Genomic DNA, 18714 nt, shown 5'->3' with positions numbered 1-18714 from the left:
TCTCTCGCAGAGTGGCAACCGGCTTTCTGCGTTTGTCGATTAGCCTGCCGCGCGCTCTGGGCACTACTCTAGAAATGTGACCGACTTCCGCACTTGCAGCCAGCGTTTCTCGCTGAGCTTTGTGGTGCCGTCTTCGCCGGTTCTCCGCGGGGCTGACGAGCGACGATAGGCGGAGTTTCGCCACAACCCACGAGGTCGTGTGTGATTCGCCGCCGCAAGTGTTCTCGATTCCGAACCCACTGAAGGTAATTCCATGTCAATTTCGGTCGCTGTGGCCGGTGCCAGCGGTTATGCCGGTGGCGAGCTTCTTCGCCTGCTGTCCACCCATCCTGAGTTCGATGTCACGACGGTGACCGCGTTTAGTAACGCCGGTCAGCGCCTCATCGATGTGCAACCGCATTTGCGGTCTCTGGCACACCTAGTTTTTCAGCCGACGGAGCCCGAAGTGCTCGCCGGTCACGATGTTGTTTTCTTTGCGTTGCCACACGGCAAGTCGGGAGCGTTAACGGCTGAGCTCAGCCCCGACACTCTCGTCGTTGACTGTGGTGCCGATCACCGCCTCACCAGTGAAGACGACTGGGCTGCCTTCTACGGCGGCGAGTTCTACGGTGCCTGGGACTACGGGATGCCCGAACTGCTGCACGCCGCCGGGGGCACGCAACGTCAAGTCCTTGCCGGTTCGAAGCGTATTGCGGTGCCCGGCTGCAACGTGACAGCAATTACGCTGGGGCTCGCTCCCGGCATCCGTTCCTCGTTGATCGAGTCAGAAGACATCGTGGCGGTGCTTGCGGTCGGCCCTTCGGGCGCGGGTAAGAGCCTGAAGGTTAACCTGCTCGCGAGCGAAATGATGGGCTCTGCTTCGGCGTATGCCGTTGGCGGCACTCATCGTCACACTCCGGAGATCGCGCAGAATTTGAAAGTCGCTGGCGCTTCATCGGTGACGGTGTCGTTCACTCCCGTCCTCGTGCCCATGTCACGCGGCATTCTCGCGACCTCCACTGCGAAGCTCGCTGATGGGGTCACCGCGGCCCAAATTCGGGAAGCGTGGGAGACCGCCTATGCCGACGAGCCGTTCATTCACGTCTTGCCTGAGGGACAGTTCCCGCGCACCGCTGATACGTTGGGCGCCAACACCGCCCTGATTGGGCTTGCCGTTGACGAAGCAGCGCGTCGCGTGGTTGTCGTCAGCGCAATCGACAATCTTGTAAAGGGCACCGCAGGCGCCGCCATTCAATCGACAAATATTGCGTTAGGCCTTGAGGAAACCCTCGGTCTGGCGCTGGACGGAGTAGCACCATGAGTGTCACAGCAGCCGCAGGATTCGAAGCAGCCGGGGTCGAAGCGGGGCTCAAGGCCAGCGGTGGTCTCGATGTCGCCCTCGTCGTCAACCGCGGCCCACGCTTCGATGCAGCCGCCGTGTTCACGAGCAATCGTGCGCAGGCTCACCCCATCATCTGGTCCAAGCAGGTCATCGACGATGGCGTTGTCACAGCGATCGCCCTCAACTCGGGTGGAGCCAACTGTTTCACAGGCCCCCAGGGTTTTCAGGTAACGCACGCCACAGCGGAGCACGTTGCTGAAGCGCTCGGGTCATCGGCCGGCGACATCCTCGTCTGTTCGACCGGTCTTATTGGAGAACCGCTTCCGCAAGACAAGGTTCTCGCCGGGATGTCGGCAGCAATCGGAGCGCTCAGCACCGACGGGGGCACCGATGCGTCGCTCGCCATCATGACCACCGACAGCAAGCCCAAAACTACTGTCGCGACCGGCACCGGCTACACCGTTGGCGGCATGGCCAAGGGGGCAGGGATGCTCGCGCCGGGCCTTGCGACAATGCTCGTGGTCATCACCACTGACGCCGCTGTCGCCGCAGCCGACCTCGATGCGGCGCTGCGGGAAGCCACTCGCGTGAGTTTCGACCGTCTTGACTCAGACGGCTGCATGTCGACCAACGACCAGGTAACGCTGATGGCGTCGGGCGCCTCAGGCGTGACTCCGGATGCAGCCGAGTTTGCCGCACTTGTCACGAGCGTGTGCAACGACCTGGCCGAACAACTGCAGGGCGATGCCGAAGGCGCAAGCCACGACATCCGCATCGAAGTTGTGCGCGCGCTCAGCGAAGACGACGCTGTCGTGGTCGGCCGTTCGGTTGCTCGCAATAATCTCTTCAAGGCCGCGATCTTCGGCAACGATCCCAACTGGGGCCGGGTGCTCGCCGCGATCGGAACCACGGATGCTGCCTTTGACCCCTATGCGGTCGATGTGTCGATGAACGGTGTGCGGGTCTGCCACGCGGGCGCCCCCGATCGTTCACGTGACGAGGTAGATCTCACGGGCCGTGCTGTGCACGTGCTGATCGATCTGGCTACGGGCGATGCCGAAGCGACCATTCTGACCAACGACCTCACGCACGATTACGTGCATGAGAACAGCGCGTACTCCAGCTGATGCCGGCCTACACCCACGGCGCTGAACACGAGCAGGCCATGACGAAGGCGGGAGTGCTTATTGAGGCGCTTCCGTGGTTGAAGAGATTCCGTAACCGCATCATTGTGGTGAAATTCGGCGGCAACGCCATGATCAACGACGAACTCAAGCGCGCCTTTGTGCAGGACATGGTTTATCTGCGTCTTGCTGGTGTTCGCCCAGTGATTGTTCACGGTGGCGGCCCCCAGATCACCAAGGAACTCAAGATTCGCGGTATCGAATCGGAGTTCCGTGCTGGCTATCGTGTGACGACAGAAGAGTCGATCGACGTGGTGCGCGATGTGCTCACCGATCAGGTCGGCGCTGAGCTGGTTGATCTCATCAACGAGCACGGAGATCTTGCTAACGGCATTGCCGGGCACGAACATTCGCTGTTTATCGGTGAACGAATGATCAAAGAGATCGAGGGCAAGCGTGTTGATCTCGGGTTGGTCGGTAATGTCACTGAGGTTGATCCTCAGCGAGTGCTTGACGTCTTAGCGAGCGACAACATCCCTGTGGTGTCGACACTGGCCCAGGAAGCGGGAGAGATCGCTGAAGACGCCTCTGGCTTGCTCAATGTCAACGCGGATTCTGCGGCGGCAGCGCTAGCTATTGCGCTCGACGCGGCCAAGCTCGTCATCCTCACCGATGTTGCCGGTCTCTACAGCGATTGGCCGAACCGGGAGTCGCTCGTCTCGATCATCAACACCGACGAGCTGCGTGAGCTGCTGCCGAGTCTGGAATCGGGCATGATTCCGAAGATGACAGCCTGCCTTGAAGCGGTGGATGCTGGCGTTCCGAAGGCCGCGATCATCGACGGTCGAGCCCCACACTCAATCCTGCTCGAAGTATTCACGCAAGATGGAATTGGCACCGAGGTGGTACCCGCATGACCTGGAAAGACGACTACGCCCACCGGATGATGAACACCTTCGGTGTACCGAAGGTGGAGTTCGTGCGTGGCGAAGGCTGCACGGTCTTCGATTCCGAGGGCAAGCGTTACCTCGACTTCTTGGCTGGCATTGCGGTCAATTCGCTTGGGCATAATCACCCCGCGATTGTGGGCGCGCTCAGCCGCCAAGCCAACCTCCTGCACGTGTCCAACTTCTTCGCGACCGAACCGCAACTCGCGCTCGCGGCACGACTGCTGCGCATTTCGGGTGCCGGTGACGAGGGGCGCGTGTTCTTTGCGAACTCGGGCACTGAGGCGAACGAAGCTGCCGTCAAGCTCGCTCGCCTCACCGGGCGCCCGCGCATCCTGTCGTTGATGGATTCCTTCCATGGTCGGTCTATGGGGGCTCTCTCGATCACCGGCAAGGCATCGCTGCGCGAGCCTTTTGAGCCGTTGCTTCCCAACGTCGAGCACATTGATTCCACTATCGAGGCCCTCGAAGCTGCGATTGGACCGGATGTCTCGGCCCTCATCGTCGAGCCGATCAAGGGTGAGGCTGGGGTGCACTCGCTGCCCGCCGGCTACCTCGAAACGGCTCGTGAATTGACGACTCAGCACGGTGTGCTGCTCATTATTGACGAGATCCAGACCGGAGCCGGACGCACAGGAGACTGGTTTGGCTTCCAAGAGAGCGGAATCGTTCCTGACGCCATCACTATGGCTAAGGGAATGGGAGGGGGAGTGCCGATCGGTGCGCTCGTGACGTTCGGGAAGGCATCCTCGCTGATGCATCCCGGTCAGCACGGCACTACTTTCGGTGGCAACCCACTCGTCTGTGCCGTTTCGGAAGCGGTCTTGGGCCAGATTGAGTCTGACGACCTCGTGGCGAATGCCGCTCAGCGCGGTGCCGAACTGCGCACCGCACTGGCCCGCATCGATTCCTCGTTGATCGTGGAGCTTCGCGGGCGCGGACTCCTGATCGGCATCGGACTTGCCGAGCCTGTCGCGCAAGAGATCGTGGCGGTTGCGCTTAAGCACGGGCTGATTATCAATGCGCCCAATGCGTCAACTGTTCGCCTGGCTCCGCCCCTCATCATTGGCGATGCCGAAATCGCCGAATTCATTGACACGTTCAGCACGGTGCTGAACGAAGTGACCAACACAGCATCTACGGAGGCATCATGACCAGGCATTTTCTTCGCGACGATGACCTCAGCCCGGCCGAGCAACTCGAGATTCTCGATCTCGCCGAAAAAGTAAAAGCTGATCGGTGGGGGCGAAAGCCGCTCGAGGGTCCGCAGACCGTTGCTGTGATCTTTGACAAGTCATCAACTCGCACTCGCGTCTCGTTCGCTGTGGGCATCGCAGACCTTGGCGGTTCGCCGCTCATCATCTCGACCGCCAACAGTCAGCTCGGCGGTAAGGAGACAGCCTCAGACACGGCTCGCGTTCTTGAACGCCAGGTCGCCGCCATTGTCTGGCGCACCTACGGCCAGCAGGGTCTTATTGAGATGGCCCATGGAACCCAAGTTCCCGTGATCAACGCTCTCAGCGACGAGTTCCACCCCTGCCAGTTGCTCGCTGACCTGCTCACGATTCGCGAGCACAAGGGTGAGCTTAAGGGCTTGACCGTCACGTTCCTCGGTGATGGTGCAGACAACATGGTGCACTCGTATCTCCTCGCTGGCGCGACCGCGGGAATGCACGTGCGCATCGCGTGCCCCGAAGATTACCTACCGTTGGCGGATGTCGTCGCTGACGCGGAGAAGATTGCGGCATCCACGGGTGGTTCGATTTCAATTCTCACCGACGCGGCTGAAGCCGTGACGGGTGCGGATGTTGTTGTCACAGACACGTGGGTGTCGATGGGCAAAGAAGACGAGAAGGCCGCTCGCGTGGCTTCTCTTGGTGCCTACAAGGTCGACACTGCGCTAATGGCGCTCGCAAAGCCTGACGCGATCTTCTTGCACTGCTTGCCTGCTGACCGCGGGTATGAGGTTGAGGCCGACGTGATCGATGGCCCGCAGAGTGTCATCTGGGATGAGGCGGAGAACCGCCTGCACGCCCAGAAGGCTCTCATGATTTGGTTGCTCGAACAGGCTGCCTAGTTTTTGGCGGCATGAAGCCGCCGTTGTAGTTCCCTAAACTGATTCACGACGTCAAGGAGAAAAACATATGTCAGAACGCGTAGTTCTCGCCTACTCGGGCGGACTCGACACTTCGGTAGGTATCGGCTGGCTCAAGGACGCCACAGGCAAAGAGGTCGTCGCGCTCGCGATTGACGTCGGCCAGGGCGGCGAAAACATGGATGACATCCGTCAGCGCGCACTTGACTGTGGTGCTGTTGAGTCGATCGTTATCGATGCGAAGGATGAGTTCGCTGACGACTTCCTGATGCCAGCACTCAAGGCAAACGCGTTGTACCAAAAGCGCTACCCGCTGGTTTCGGCTCTCAGCCGTCCCGTGATTTCTCGTCACCTCGCACTCACCGCCAAGGCGCTGGGTGCGGACAGCGTTGCTCACGGTTGCACCGGCAAAGGAAACGACCAGGTTCGCTTTGAGGCAGCTGTTGCGGCTCTCGCCCCCGACCTCACGAGCATCGCTCCCGTGCGTGACCTTGCGCTCACCCGCGACAAGGCGATCATCTACGCCGAAAAGCACAATCTTCCGATCCGCCAGTCAGCAGCGAGCCCTTACTCGATCGACAAGAACGTCTGGGGTCGCGCGGTCGAGACCGGATTCCTCGAGGACCCGTGGAATGCTCCGATTGAAGAGCTTTACGAGTACACCGCTGATCCTGCCGCTGGTCTGCCCGCCGACGAAGTGACCATCACTTTCGAAGCCGGAATCCCTGTCGCCATCGACGGCGTCGCGATGTCGGCTCTCGCCATCGTTGAGCACATGAATGCGCTCGCCGGCAAGCACGGCATCGGCCGCATCGACGTGGTCGAAGACCGCCTCATTGGTATCAAGAGCCGTGAGGTTTACGAAGCTCCCGGCGCGATGGCTCTTATCGCCGCCCACGAAGAGCTTGAGTCACTCACGATCGAGCGTGACCTTTCCCGTTACAAGCGTGGAGTTGAGGCCGAATGGTCGAACCTCGTGTACGACGGACTCTGGTATTCAGGTCTCAAGCGTTCACTCGACGCGTTCATCGACGACACCCAGCGCTACGTCAGCGGAGAGATCCGCATGACACTCCACGCTGGCCGTGCCGTACCGACTGGCCGCAAGTCAGAGCAGAGCCTCTACGACTTCAGCCTTGCCACCTACGACACCGGTGACACGTTCGACCAGTCGCTCGCTAAGGGCTTCATCGAACTCTGGTCATTGCCGAGCAAGATCTCGGCTCGTCGCGACGCAAAGCAGGGCTAATCATGGCGCAATCTGCCGAAACTGGTGAGGGACAACTCTGGGGAGCCCGCTTCGCAAGTGGCCCTTCACCTGAGCTTGCCCGGTTGAGCAAATCAACTCACTTCGACTGGCAGCTTGCGCAGTATGACCTCGCCGGTTCGCGAGCGCACGCTGTTGCGCTCGCGGCCGCGGGGTACCTCGACGACGTTGAACTCGAAACGATGACGGATGCCCTGACATCGTTGAGTGCAGCCGTTGCCGATGGCAGTTTTACAGCCCTTGAGTCCGAGGAAGACGTTCACGCCGCTCTCGAGCGTGGGCTCATCGAGCGTGCGGGTGCTGAGGTCGGAGGCAAACTCCGTGCCGGACGTAGCCGCAACGACCAAATCGCCACGCTCGTGCGCCTGTACCTTCTCGACCATGCGGGCGCGATAGCGGCCATGGTCGTCGACCTCATTGACGCCATTGTGGCGCAGGCTGAGAAGCACGCTGCGGCCATCATGCCGGGTCGTACCCACCTCCAGCATGCGCAGCCAGTGCTGCTCGCGCATCATTTGCTCGCGCATGCGTGGCCTCTGGTGCGCACGCTCGAGCGCTTGCGGGACTGGAAGGTTCGCGCATCCACATCGCCGTATGGTTCTGGTGCGCTTGCGGGCAGCACGTTGGGGCTCGACCCCGCGCTTGTTGCTCGGGAGCTGGGGCTTGCTCGCCCCACCGAAAACTCAATTGATGCGACTGCGAGCCGGGATGTCGTGGCAGAGTTCGCGTTCATTACCGCGCAGCTGGGTATCGACATTTCGCGTCTCAGCGAAGAGATCATTCTGTGGAATACGCGCGAGTTCGATTTCGTGCAGCTTGATGACGCCTATTCAACCGGATCGTCGATCATGCCCCAGAAGAAGAACCCCGACATCGCTGAGCTTGCTCGAGGCAAGTCTGGTCGCCTTATTGGTAACCTCACGGGCCTGCTGGCCACGCTCAAGGCCCTGCCCCTCGCCTACAACCGCGATCTTCAGGAAGACAAAGAGCCCGTGTTCGACTCCGTCGAGACTCTCGAAGTGCTCTTGCCTGCGTTCACTGGCATGGTGGCAACGCTGCGCTTCAACACGGAGCGCATGGCCGAGCTTGCGCCTCAGGGGTTCTCCTTGGCGACGGATGTTGCTGACTGGCTCGTGCGCCAGCATGTGCCGTTCCGTGAGGCTCACGAAATCAGCGGTTCGCTCGTGCGTTTCTGTGAAGACAACTCGCTTGAACTTCACGAACCGACCGATGACGACTACGCCGCCATTTCACCTCACCTCACGGGTGATGTGCGCGCGGTTCTTACGGTGGAGGGTTCTGTATCGAGCCGTGCCGGCGTCGGTGGAACTGCTCCGGTGCGCGTTGCCGAGCAGCGTGCCGAGCTCACCGAGCGTGTTCGCTTGCTCGCGGCCGCTCTCGACCCGCAGGTTATCCGCTAGACGTGTTCGAACTGCTCAGCAGGCCGGCAACTGAGGTTGCTCCGCTGTTGCTGGGGGCTGTCGTGCGCGTCGGCGAGGTAGCGGTGCGGCTCACCGAGGTCGAGGCGTACCTGGGCGAAGTCGATCCTGGCTCGCACGCGTTTCGCGGCCCCGGCAAACGTAACGCTGTGATGTACGGCCCGCCCGGCCATCTCTATACCTATTTCACCTATGGCATGCACACGTGCGCGAATGTCGTGTGCATGCCTGAGGGCGTCGCCTCAGGAATCCTTTTACGCGCCGGCGAAGTGATCGAGGGGATGGATGTCGCGGCCGAACGGCGCGCAACATCCAAGAAACCGGCCGACCTCGCTAGGGGGCCCGCCCGCCTCGCGGTGGCGCTCGGCATCCGGCTGGATGACGCGGGAACCAACTTAGAGTCAGGTCGTGTTCGTCTGGAACTGCCTCAGTCGCAGTCTCCGTTCAGCGTTGGTCCGCGCACGGGCGTCGCGGGTGCTGGCGGCACCGACGAGTATCCGTGGCGCTTCTGGATTCCGGGGGAGCCGAGCGTTTCCCCGTATCGCCCCGCAGTGAAGCGCAAGCGCAGCTAGTGGCCCGCTTCACACCGCTAGAGCAGCGGATTGATGAGTGGGCGCACGGGCGTCTTGACCGCGTTCGCGATGGCGGTCCGCAGCATCCGCACGGTAGCGGTCGGGTCCAACCACAGCGTTGGCGCACGTGGGCTATCGAGTTCACCGTGTTCGTGCTCAAGCAAGCTTGGGCGTGCGTCTTTGGGGGAGCGCTGTTGACGGTTCTCGTGCTCACGCGCCTCTGGTATCCAGAGTCGGCGGCCCTCGCCCGCAACGACTTTCTGGTGTTGGCTGCTCTCGCCATCCAAGTTCTCATGGTGGTCTTCAAGCTGGAGACGCTGCGCGAGCTGCGGGTGATCATCCTGTTCCACATCGTGGGCACGGTGATGGAGATTTTCAAGACCGATGCTGGGTCGTGGAGCTATGAGGGCGACGGCGTGCTGCACATCTTCGGCGTCCCGCTCTATAGCGGTTTCATGTATGCCGCGGTCGGTTCGTACATGGTGCGCGTGTTTCGTCTCTTCGAGCTTCGTTTTGATCGCTATCCGCGACGCTGGATCACGGCCATTCTGGCCACGCTGATCTACGTCAATTTCTTCAGTCACCATTTCATTGTCGATGCTCGCTGGTTCCTCTTCGCGGCAATCGTGGTGGTCTGGTGGCGCACGGTGATGCACGTCAGAGTCTCGCGGGCACGATTCCGGATGCCGATTTTGGTCTCTTTCGTGCTGGTCGCAGTATTCATTTGGATTGCAGAGAATGTGGCGACGTGGTCGAACGCGTGGGTATATCCCAATCAGTCGGAGGGGTGGGAGTTGGTCTCGATCGCCAAGCTTGGTTCGTGGCTGCTGCTCATGATCGTCTCGGTGGTCTTGGTGACGTGGGTCGAGAAACCACAGCCGCCGGAAGCGATCGCCGAGAACGCCACCGCGCAGCCGTAACGCTAGGCCCACGCAGAGCAAGTGCCGACTGACGACCTAGCGTCCGACAAGCAGGGCTGCGGTGCAGAGCCCGGCCCAGACGAGGCTCACGAGCGTGCCAATGATGAATCGTTCGCGGGCAGCGGCGTTCTCGAGTTCGGAGAAGCGGCCAAGTCCTTTGATGGCAACGATGACGGCGATCGCTCCGGGCTGCCACACCATGAAGGATGCGATGAACGCGAAGCGTTCGAGGTAGCCGATCGTGGTTCCGCCGCGCAGAATTTCACGTTCGGGCAGGGGAGAATCGGCGTCGATCACGAGGATGCCGCCATGTTCGCCGCGCGGTGCCGGATACGAGGCGAGCGAGAGCACGAGCGCCACGAGTGGGCTGCCGGCGAGAGTGGCCAGTGCGACGAGGGCGGCGCTGAGCAAAATAATTAGCCCAGAAGCATCACCGGGCAGAGGGTTTCCAGTGGAACCCAAGATGAGGGCGATACCGACAGGCAGTAGCGAGACGGTGGCGAGCCAATACTTTTCGGTGCGCGCGGCAATCATGGATGCGCCGATCGCTCCGATTGTGAGAACGAGTACCGCGATCCACCAGCCGGTCATGACGTGCCTTTCTCTGCGCTGAGCGCGTTGTCGGTTGCTACTCCACTGTGTGCTCTGTCGAGCAGGTTTGCAAGGGCGCGAACGGCCTCTTCTTCTGTGCGCAGCCCCGCGACTAGAGCGCGCTGGCTGGCAGATTGCGGGGAGATGCCGAGGCGCTCGGCCGCGTCGGCCTGAGTGATTCCGGTGCTGAGCAAGTCGTAGAGTTCCCAACCGTTGTCAGTGCGACGGTTGCGAAGCAGAATCAACAGCTCAAGAAGTGGCTCGATGTCGCGGGCCAGCTCGCTCTCGGGGTCGGACTCGACGGCGCATTTGGCTGGACTCTTCTTGGCGCGGTCGATGGCGTCTCTGGCGGCGAGAAAGGCGGGACCGCTGGTTGCGCGCACGCTTGTTCCGAACGGCAGGGGCACTGCGCCGATACCGATTCCCACGCTCCACTGTTCGGTGCGGGTCAGTTCGAGGGTGATGTCGAGAGCAGCCTGTGCCGACGTAAGCAGCATTTGTGCCTCGTCTCCGGCAGTGCGCTCGGCGGGCAGGGCGAGGTCATCCGCGCGCTCGGTATTGATGCGCTGCAGAGTCTGGGCTACGGCATCCGCGCTGCTGCGGCTGTTTCTTTGGTCCGCTGTGATCACAAACATAACTAAAGGCTACAGCATTGATTCTCCAATATCAGGCCCACAAGCCTGATTTCTTCAGATCAGTGCCTCAGCATTGCGGATAACGCGCGGCAGGCTGCTCTCAGCACCCCGCCGATAGGCACTACGGTTAATGACGTGTCAGCGACAGCATCAGAATCTCTCAGTACCCAAAGCAACGACAGCTCTTTCGAGAGCTTGTGGCAAGAGCTCACGTGGCGCGGTCTCGTGCATGTCTCTACCGATGCGGTTGCCCTTGAGAAGCTTCTCGACGGTGACCCCATCACCTACTACTGCGGATTCGACCCCACCGCTCCCAGCCTCCACTTGGGTAACCTCGTGCAGCTGCTGCTGCTGCGCCGTCTTCAGCTGGCTGGCCACAAACCTCTCGGACTCGTCGGGGGAGCGACCGGCCTTATTGGAGATCCGCGCCCCACAGCAGAGCGCACGCTCAACGACAACGAAACCGTTGCCGAATGGGTCAGCTACTTGCAGGCCCAAGTCTCCAAGTTCTTGAGCACCGAGGGCGACAATGCTGTGCGCATGGTCAATAACCTCGACTGGACAGCGCCGATGAGCGCGATCGATTTCTTACGCGATATCGGCAAGTACTTCCGTGTCGGCACGATGCTCAAAAAGGATGCGGTGAGCGCGCGTCTCAATAGCGACGCCGGCATCAGCTACACCGAGTTCAGCTACCAAGTCATGCAGGGCATGGACTTCTTGGAGCTCTACCGCAACTACGACTGCGTCTTGCAAACCGGTGGCAGTGACCAGTGGGGCAATCTCATCAGCGGCAGCGACCTCATCCATAAGGCTGAGAGCGCGAGCGTTCACGCTATTGGTACCCCGCTCATCACCAACTCGGATGGCACCAAGTTCGGCAAGAGCGAGGGCAACGCCATTTGGCTCGACTCGAAGATGACGAGCCCCTACGCGTTTTACCAGTTCTGGCTCAATACCGATGATGCGGATGTCATTGAGCGCGTGAAGATCTTCACGTTCCTGTCGCGGGAACAGGTCACTGCTCTCGAGACCGCTGTTGCTGAGGCACCGTTCCGTCGCGAAGCACAGAAGACTCTCGCGTTCGAGGTCACTTCTCTCGTGCACGGCCGCACTGCAACGGAAGCGGCAATCGCAGCATCCGCAGCGCTGTTCGGCCAAGGGGAGTTGGCGTCATTGGATGCGGACACTCTTGCCGCAGCTCTGCGCGAGCTCGCCCACGTCGAAACCTCAGCGGACGCGACCGTTGTGCAATTGCTCGTCGACACGAAACTGGTGTCGAGCGCAAGTGAAGCACGTCGCGCAATCTCGCAGGGTGGCGTCTACCTCAACAATGTTGCCGTTGCGGATGACCAGGCCACGGTGGGCAGTGACCTTCTGCCGGGAAACGTGGCCGTTCTCCGTCGCGGCAAAAAGACGCTCGCGGGAATCTTCGTCACCTCCTAGCGCGAGCAGCACCCGCAGAAGTGGGCCGACTACTTTGGTGACCAGCCAACGTTCGACGTCACTACACGCGACCTTCCTGTTCCCGAAGGCGCCGATGTCCGCTTTGTTCGCGGAGCGGTAGCGGATGCTCTGCCCGCGATTCGCGAGGCTGCGGGTCACGACGACATCTGGATTATGGGCGGGGGAGCGTTGGCGTCGCAGTTCTTGGATGCCGGCGCTCTCGATGAGATTTCGATCTCGTTCGCGCTCGCGATGCTGACGGGAGGTGCTCCACTATTTCCTCCTGAGGCGGGCGGCAATCGCCCGCGCTTGAAGTCGGCCACGGCGGTAGGTCAATTCGCCCGTCTGGTTGACGAAGTCGTACCGCCGAACTGGTCGTCGCTCTGCCGCCGGTTGTCGGCTCATTGCCGCCATTAACTCTTAAGTTTCACCGCACGGTTCGAGCACTACACAGTGTTTTGGGGCCCTCATTTTTGCGACACGCCCGGGATGTTGTCGGTGTTGGCGAGGGGGGCAAAATGCACGTAATGTTTCCTCTTGTCACCCCAAAGGTGCGGAAGTCCCGGGCAGTTCTGCTGCTAGGTTTCCGGCCTCAAGTGGGGGCCACCATTCGCTAAATCTGTTATAGTTTTAGTCCGGTCGGGTCACCGAATTCCTCTCGCAGGTTTCGCTGTCTGGCCGTCGGATGTCTTCCCGCTTCATGCGTGTGTTGGTCAGTTGTTGTGTGCCGTTCTGGTGCAGTTCTGCTGGTTTGACAAGCGCGGTGAAGCTGGTAAGTTAGACAGGTTGCCTTTCGCTTTCGGCGGGGGTTGCCAACACAGGTTTTGAAAGCCCTGGGGTGAAGCCGTTTTCGGTGGAGGTCAGGAGCGTCCGATCCTTGAGAACTCAACAGCGTGCACAATGTCAAATGCCAAAAACCCGACTGTGTTTATGGGAATTGTTCTAATCAGAACGGTTGTCGTTTATGCAGCGGATTCCTTTGGAAAAAGATATAAACAAACAAAGCAAGTCAGTATTGATTTGTTCTGTCAGTTTCAAACTTGTTGCCTCGACACCCTATTCCGGGTGCGGGTAACGCAAGATGTGCATTGAGGAGCTTGCTTCTTGGTGCAATCAAACATTTATGGAGAGTTTGATCCTGGCTCAGGATGAACGCTGGCGGCGTGCTTAACACATGCAAGTCGAACGATGAAGCCGGAGCTTGCTCTGGTGGATTAGTGGCGAACGGGTGAGTAACACGTGAGTAACCTGCCCTTGACTCTGGAATAAGCGTTGGAAACGACGTCTAATACCGGATACGAGCTTCAGCCGCATGGCTAGGAGCTGGAAAGAATTTCGGTCAAGGATGGACTCGCGGCCTATCAGGTAGTTGGTGAGGTAATGGCTCACCAAGCCTACGACGGGTAGCCGGCCTGAGAGGGTGACCGGCCACACTGGAACTGAGACACGGTCCAGACTCCTACGGGAGGCAGCAGTGGGGAATATTGCACAATGGGCGCAAGCCTGATGCAGCAACGCCGCGTGAGGGACGACGGCCTTCGGGTTGTAAACCTCTTTTAGTAGGGAAGAAGCGAAAGTGACGGTACCTGCAGAAAAAGCACCGGCTAACTACGTGCCAGCAGCCGCGGTAATACGTAGGGTGCAAGCGTTATCCGGAATTATTGGGCGTAAAGAGCTCGTAGGCGGTTTGTCGCGTCTGCTGTGAAAACTGGGGGCTCAACCCCCAGCCTGCAGTGGGTACGGGCAGACTAGAGTGCGGTAGGGGAGATTGGAATTCCTGGTGTAGCGGTGGAATGCGCAGATATCAGGAGGAACACCAATGGCGAAGGCAGATCTCTGGGCCGTTACTGACGCTGAGGAGCGAAAGCATGGGGAGCGAACAGGATTAGATACCCTGGTAGTCCATGCCGTAAACGTTGGGAACTAGATGTAGGGGCCATTCCACGGTTTCTGTGTCGCAGCTAACGCATTAAGTTCCCCGCCTGGGGAGTACGGCCGCAAGGCTAAAACTCAAAGGAATTGACGGGGGCCCGCACAAGCGGCGGAGCATGCGGATTAATTCGATGCAACGCGAAGAACCTTACCAAGACTTGACATATACGAGAACGGGCTAGAAATAGTTCACTCTTTGGACACTCGTAAACAGGTGGTGCATGGTTGTCGTCAGCTCGTGTCGTGAGATGTTGGGTTAAGTCCCGCAACGAGCGCAACCCTCGTTCTTTGTTGCCAGCACGTAATGGTGGGAACTCAAAGGAGACTGCCGGGGTCAACTCGGAGGAAGGTGGGGATGACGTCAAATCATCATGCCCCTTATGTCTTGGGCTTCACGCATGCTACAATGGCCGATACAAAGGGCTGCAATACCGCGAGGTGGAGCGAATCCCAAAAAGTCGGTCTCAGTTCGGATTGAGGTCTGCAACTCGACCTCATGAAGTCGGAGTCGCTAGTAATCGCAGATCAGCAACGCTGCGGTGAATACGTTCCCGGGCCTTGTACACACCGCCCGTCAAGTCATGAAAGTCGGTAACACCCGAAGCCAGTGGCCCAACCGCAAGGAGGGAGCTGTCGAAGGTGGGATTGGTAATTAGGACTAAGTCGTAACAAGGTAGCCGTACCGGAAGGTGCGGCTGGATCACCTCCTTTCTAAGGAGCATGGCAGCTCGTTTTTCCGTCTCTGCGGTATACACAGAGTTAGTGGGAAACGAAATTTATGTTGCCGAGTCGTACCAGCCTGTTCGGGTTGGACGGCGCTCATGGGTGGAACATTGACATTGTGATCAGAGGAACTGTTGTTTCTTTAGTACGCCAGCTTGCTGGTTGGAACGAGGGGTTTCAGGGGTGCTGGTCTTTGCACGTTGTTGGGTCCTGAGGGACCGGCCACGGATCGGAAGATTTGTGTTCGTACCTTAGGACTGAAATACCCGTAAGGGTGTTTGGGTCAACGGATCCTGGTATCACTNCCGTAAGGGTGTTTGGGTCAACGGATCCTGGTATCACTTCCTTTCGAGGGGGTGGTGGAGGATACCGCCCGTATTTTGAGAACTACACAGTGGACGCGAGCATCTTAGATCTGACCGAAAGGTCGGATCACAAGAAATAAACGATGACCCTCACAGCTTTGGTTGTGGGGAATAATTCATTGGTCAATCTCAACACTTTGGTGTTGCGATCGATTCTTATACTCATGTGATATCAATTTTCTAAGAGCAAACGGTGGATGCCTTGGCATCTGGAGCCGAAGAAGGACGTATAAATCTGCGATAAGCCTCGGGGAGCTGATAATAGAGCTTTGATCCGAGGATTTCCGAATGGGGAAACCCCGCTGGGCGTTGCAAGACGACTCAGTGACTCCCGCCTGAATATATAGGGCGGGTAGAGGGAACGTGGGGAAGTGAAACATCTCAGTACCCACAGGAAGAGAAAACAACCGTGATTCCGTTAGTAGTGGCGAGCGAAACCGGAAGAGGCCAAACCGATCATGTGTGATAGCCGGCAGGCGTTGCATGGTCGGGGTAGTGGGACTTTTCAGCTGTTACTGCCGTACAGCAAGGATTACAAAGTGATATAGACGAATGGGATTGAAAGCCCAGCCATAGACGGTGCCAGCCCGGTAGTCGAAATGTTGCAATGGTCCGAAGAGTATCCCAAGTAGCACGGGGCCCGAGAAATCCCGTGTGAATCTGTCAGGACCACCTGATAAGCCTAAATACTTCCAGATGACCGATAGCGGACAAGTACCGTGAGGGAAAGGTGAAAAGTACCCCGGGAGGGGAGTGAAATAGTACCTGAAACCGTTTGCTTACAAACCGTTGGAGCAGCCTTAGTAGCTGTGACAGCGTGCCTTTTGAAGAATGAGCCTGCGAGTTAGTGATCAGTGGCGAGGTTAACCCGTGTGGGGCAGCCGTAGCGAAAGCGAGTCTTAATAGGGCGTTTTAGTCGCTGGTTCTAGACCCGAAGCGAAGTGATCTATCCATGGCCAGGTTGAAGCGTGTGTAAGAGCACGTGGAGGACCGAACCCACTTAGGTTGAAAACTGAGGGGATGAGCTGTGGATAGGGGTGAAAGGCCAATCAAACTTCGTGATAGCTGGTTCTCTCCGAAATGCATTTAGGTGCAGCGTTGCGTGTTTCTTGCCGGAGGTAGAGCTACTGGATAGCTGATGGGCCCTAAAAGGTTACTGACGTTAGCCAAACTCCGAATGCCGGTAAGTGAGAGCGCAGCAGTGAGACGGTGGGGGATAAGCTTCATCGTCGAGAGGGTAACAGCCCAGACTACCAACTAAGGTCCCCAAGCGTGTGCTAAGTGGGAAAGGATGTGGAGTTGCATAGACAACCAGGAGGTTGGCTTAGAAGCAGCCACCCTTGAAAGAGTGCGTAATAGCTCACTGGTCAAGTGATTCCGCGCCGACAATGTAACGGGGCTCAAGCACACCACCGAAGTTGTAGATTTCGTATTTTAGGTAAGCCTTCGTGGTTCAGCCGTACGGAGTGGTAGGAGAGCGTCGTGTGGGCAGTGAAGCGGCGGTGTAAACCAGCCGTGGAGCCTACACGAGTGAGAATGCAGGCATGAGTAGCGAAAGACGGGCGAGAAACCCGTCCTCCGAATGATCAAGGGTTCCAGGGCCAGGCTAATCCGCCCTGGGTAAGTCGGGACCTAAGGCGAGGCCGACAGGCGTAGTCGATGGACAACGGGTTGATATTCCCGTACTGACGAAGAACCGCCCAAACTAATCCAGTGATGCTAAGAGTCTGAATCCTCTAGATGGATCCCTTCGGGGTGAAGCGTGAGGCCTAGCACTCGACCCTATGCTGGTGCGGTTAGCGTATTAACAGGTGTGACGCAGGAAGGTAGCTGAGCCGGGCGATGGTTGTCCCGGTCTAAGAATGTAGGCCGAGAGATAGGCAAATCCGTCTCTCATTACGGCTGAGACTCGATGGGTAGTCCTCACGGACGAAATCAGTGATCCTATGCTGCCAAGAAAAGCATCGACGCGAGGTTCAAGTTACCCGTACCCCAAACCGACTCAGGTGATCAGGTAGAGAATACTAAGGAGATCGAGAGAATCGTGGTTAAGGAACTCGGCAAAATGCCCCCGTAACTTCGGGATAAGGGGGGCCTAAGGCGTGAACGGATTTACTCCGGGAGCGCTGCAGGGCCGCAGAGACCAGTGGGAAGCGACTGTTTACTAAAAACACAGGTCCGTGCTAAGTCGCAAGACGATGTATACGGACTGACGCCTGCCCGGTGCTGGAAGGTTAAGAGGAACGGTTAGCCGTAAGGCGAAGCTGTGAATTTAAGCCCCAGTAAACGGCGGTGGTAACTATAACCATCCTAAGGTAGCGAAATTCCTTGTCGGGTAAGTTCCGACCTGCACGAATGGCGTAACGACTTCCCAGCTGTCTCAACCGCGAACTCGGCGAAATTGCACTACGAGTAAAGATGCTCGTTACGCGCAGAAGGACGGAAAGACCCCGTGACCTTTACTATAGCTTTGTATTGGTGTTCGGTGTGGCCTGTGTAGGATAGGTGGGAGACTGTGAAGCTTGGACGCTAGTTCAGGTGGAGTCATTGTTGAAATACCACTCTGGTCATATTGGATATCTAACTTCGGACCGTAATCCGGTTCAGGGACAGTGCATGGTGGGTAGTTTAACTGGGGCGGTTGCCTCCCAAAAAGTAACGGAGGCGCCCAAAGGTTCCCTCAACCTGGTTGGTAATCAGGTGTCGAGTGTAAGTGCACAAGGGAGCTTGACTGTGAGACTGACAAGTCGAGCAGGGACGAAAGTCGGGACTAGTGATCCGGCAGTGGCTTGTGGAAGCGCTGTCGCTCAACGGATAAAAGGTACCTCGGGGATAACAGGCTGATCTTGCCCAAGAGTCCATATCGACGGCATGGTTTGGCACCTCGATGTCGGCTCGTCGCATCCTGGGGCTGGAGTAGGTCCCAAGGGTTGGGCTGTTCGCCCATTAAAGCGGTACGCGAGCTGGGTTTAGAACGTCGTGAGACAGTTCGGTCCCTATCCTCTGCGCGCGCAGGAAATTTGAGAAGATCTATCCCTAGTACGAGAGGACCGGGATGGACGAACCTCTGGTGTGTCAGTTGTTCCGCCAGGAGCACCGCTGATTAGCTACGTTCGGAATGGATAACCGCTGAAAGCATCTAAGCGGGAAGCCAGCTTCGAGATGAGATTTCCATGGCTTAGGCCGAGAGACTCGCAGCTAGACTACTGCGTTGATAGGCTGGATGTGGAAGCAGGGACTAAAGACCTGTGGAGCTGACCAGTACTAATAAGTCGATAAATTGATAACACCCCACCTCACTGGGCAACCCTCGGGTTGTCGAATGGTGACTGAGAAG

General features: G+C 58.5%; 12 protein-coding genes, 2 rRNA genes and 2 pseudogenes. 14 read left to right on the top strand and 2 right to left on the bottom strand.

Annotated elements, in window-relative coordinates; translation table 11 throughout:
• The first annotated feature begins 253 nt into the window (after window positions 1-253).
• From argC to I6E60_RS13150, 9 genes are all read left to right on the top strand, one after another.
• On the top strand, window positions 254-1300 hold the full coding sequence (gene argC, locus I6E60_RS13190) for an N-acetyl-gamma-glutamyl-phosphate reductase (protein ID WP_197126742.1): 1047 nt from the start codon (window positions 254-256) through the stop codon (window positions 1298-1300).
• Window positions 1297-2448 carry a bifunctional glutamate N-acetyltransferase/amino-acid acetyltransferase ArgJ gene (gene argJ / locus I6E60_RS13185; RefSeq protein WP_197126743.1) on the top strand — a complete coding sequence of 384 codons (1152 nt, stop codon included), beginning with the start codon at window positions 1297-1299 and terminating at the stop codon, window positions 2446-2448. Before argC ends, argJ begins: the two co-directional genes overlap by 4 nt.
• A complete protein-coding gene (gene argB / locus I6E60_RS13180; protein WP_197126744.1) occupies window positions 2448-3362 on the top strand; it encodes an acetylglutamate kinase in 915 nt (304 codons plus the stop codon). The genes argJ and argB overlap by 1 nt, the downstream gene beginning before the upstream one ends.
• On the top strand, window positions 3359-4546 hold the full coding sequence (locus I6E60_RS13175) for an acetylornithine transaminase (protein ID WP_197180824.1): 1188 nt from the start codon (window positions 3359-3361) through the stop codon (window positions 4544-4546). The genes argB and I6E60_RS13175 overlap by 4 nt, the downstream gene beginning before the upstream one ends.
• Entirely contained in the window at window positions 4543-5469 is a 927-nt protein-coding gene (argF, locus tag I6E60_RS13170) for an ornithine carbamoyltransferase (RefSeq protein ID WP_197126746.1), read from the top strand. The genes I6E60_RS13175 and argF overlap by 4 nt, the downstream gene beginning before the upstream one ends.
• A 67-nt stretch (window positions 5470-5536) precedes the next feature.
• Window positions 5537-6736, top strand: coding sequence for an argininosuccinate synthase (locus tag I6E60_RS13165; RefSeq protein ID WP_010205232.1), 1200 nt, complete (start codon window positions 5537-5539; stop codon window positions 6734-6736).
• A 2-nt stretch (window positions 6737-6738) separates the two neighbouring features.
• Complete coding sequence (gene argH / locus I6E60_RS13160; protein WP_197180822.1) at window positions 6739-8175, top strand: argininosuccinate lyase; 1437 nt, start codon at window positions 6739-6741, stop codon at window positions 8173-8175.
• 2 nt (window positions 8176-8177) lie between these two features.
• Entirely contained in the window at window positions 8178-8765 is a 588-nt protein-coding gene (locus I6E60_RS13155; protein WP_197180820.1) for a DNA-3-methyladenine glycosylase, read from the top strand.
• Entirely contained in the window at window positions 8765-9685 is a 921-nt protein-coding gene (locus I6E60_RS13150; protein ID WP_197180818.1) for a DUF817 domain-containing protein, read from the top strand. Before I6E60_RS13155 ends, I6E60_RS13150 begins: the two co-directional genes overlap by 1 nt.
• A gap of 36 nt (window positions 9686-9721) precedes the next feature.
• On the opposite strand, the gene I6E60_RS13145 is transcribed toward I6E60_RS13150, so the two are convergent.
• Both I6E60_RS13145 and I6E60_RS13140 read right to left on the bottom strand, forming a co-directional pair.
• The gene (locus I6E60_RS13145; RefSeq protein WP_197158422.1) at window positions 9722-10276 is read right to left on the bottom strand and encodes a hypothetical protein; all 555 of its coding nucleotides are present in this window, start codon (window positions 10274-10276) and stop codon (window positions 9722-9724) included.
• Window positions 10273-10911, bottom strand: a complete 639-nt coding sequence (locus I6E60_RS13140; protein ID WP_231601653.1) for a SatD family protein — start codon at window positions 10909-10911, stop codon at window positions 10273-10275. The genes I6E60_RS13145 and I6E60_RS13140 overlap by 4 nt, the downstream gene beginning before the upstream one ends.
• A 135-nt stretch (window positions 10912-11046) precedes the next feature.
• Between I6E60_RS13140 and tyrS the strand changes: the two genes are divergently transcribed.
• The 5 genes and pseudogenes from tyrS to I6E60_RS13120 all read left to right on the top strand — a co-directional run bounded on the left by tyrS (window position 11047) and on the right by I6E60_RS13120 (window position 18665).
• Window positions 11047-12357, top strand: a complete 1311-nt coding sequence (gene tyrS / locus I6E60_RS13135) for a tyrosine--tRNA ligase (RefSeq protein WP_307784491.1) — start codon at window positions 11047-11049, stop codon at window positions 12355-12357.
• Window positions 12358-12483: 126 nt separating this feature from the next.
• Window positions 12484-12774 (top strand): annotated as a pseudogene (locus I6E60_RS13130) (dihydrofolate reductase family protein); the annotation flags it as partial.
• A gap of 703 nt (window positions 12775-13477) precedes the next feature.
• Window positions 13478-15000: ribosomal RNA gene (locus I6E60_RS13125) — 16S ribosomal RNA — on the top strand.
• A gap of 327 nt (window positions 15001-15327) precedes the next feature.
• Window positions 15328-15396, top strand: a pseudogene (locus I6E60_RS14735) (hypothetical protein); the annotation flags it as partial.
• 151 nt (window positions 15397-15547) lie between these two features.
• A 23S ribosomal RNA gene (locus tag I6E60_RS13120) occupies window positions 15548-18665 on the top strand.
• Together the 16S and 23S rRNA genes form the textbook arrangement of a ribosomal RNA operon.
• The last annotated feature ends 49 nt before the right edge of the window (window positions 18666-18714 follow it).

Source organism: Salinibacterium sp. SWN167 (assembly GCF_015864665.1).
Taxonomy (GTDB): Bacteria; Actinomycetota; Actinomycetes; order Actinomycetales; family Microbacteriaceae; genus Rhodoglobus.
This window is presented reverse-complemented; position numbering and strand designations above follow the sequence as displayed.

Bases quoted from the DNA above. Each gene is read 5' to 3' on its own strand.
- argC (WP_197126742.1), top strand. From the start codon at position 254: ATGTCAATTTCGGTCGCTGTGGCCGGTGCCAGCGGTTATGCCGGTGGC.
- argJ (WP_197126743.1), top strand. From the start codon at position 1,297: ATGAGTGTCACAGCAGCCGCAGGATTCGAAGCAGCCGGGGTCGAAGCG.
- argB (WP_197126744.1), top strand. From the start codon at position 2,448: ATGCCGGCCTACACCCACGGCGCTGAACACGAGCAGGCCATGACGAAG.
- I6E60_RS13175 (WP_197180824.1), top strand. From the start codon at position 3,359: ATGACCTGGAAAGACGACTACGCCCACCGGATGATGAACACCTTCGGT.
- argF (WP_197126746.1), top strand. From the start codon at position 4,543: ATGACCAGGCATTTTCTTCGCGACGATGACCTCAGCCCGGCCGAGCAA.
- I6E60_RS13165 (WP_010205232.1), top strand. From the start codon at position 5,537: ATGTCAGAACGCGTAGTTCTCGCCTACTCGGGCGGACTCGACACTTCG.
- argH (WP_197180822.1), top strand. From the start codon at position 6,739: ATGGCGCAATCTGCCGAAACTGGTGAGGGACAACTCTGGGGAGCCCGC.
- I6E60_RS13145 (WP_197158422.1), bottom strand. From the start codon at position 10,276: ATGACCGGCTGGTGGATCGCGGTACTCGTTCTCACAATCGGAGCGATC.
- I6E60_RS13140 (WP_231601653.1), bottom strand. From the start codon at position 10,911: ATGTTTGTGATCACAGCGGACCAAAGAAACAGCCGCAGCAGCGCGGAT.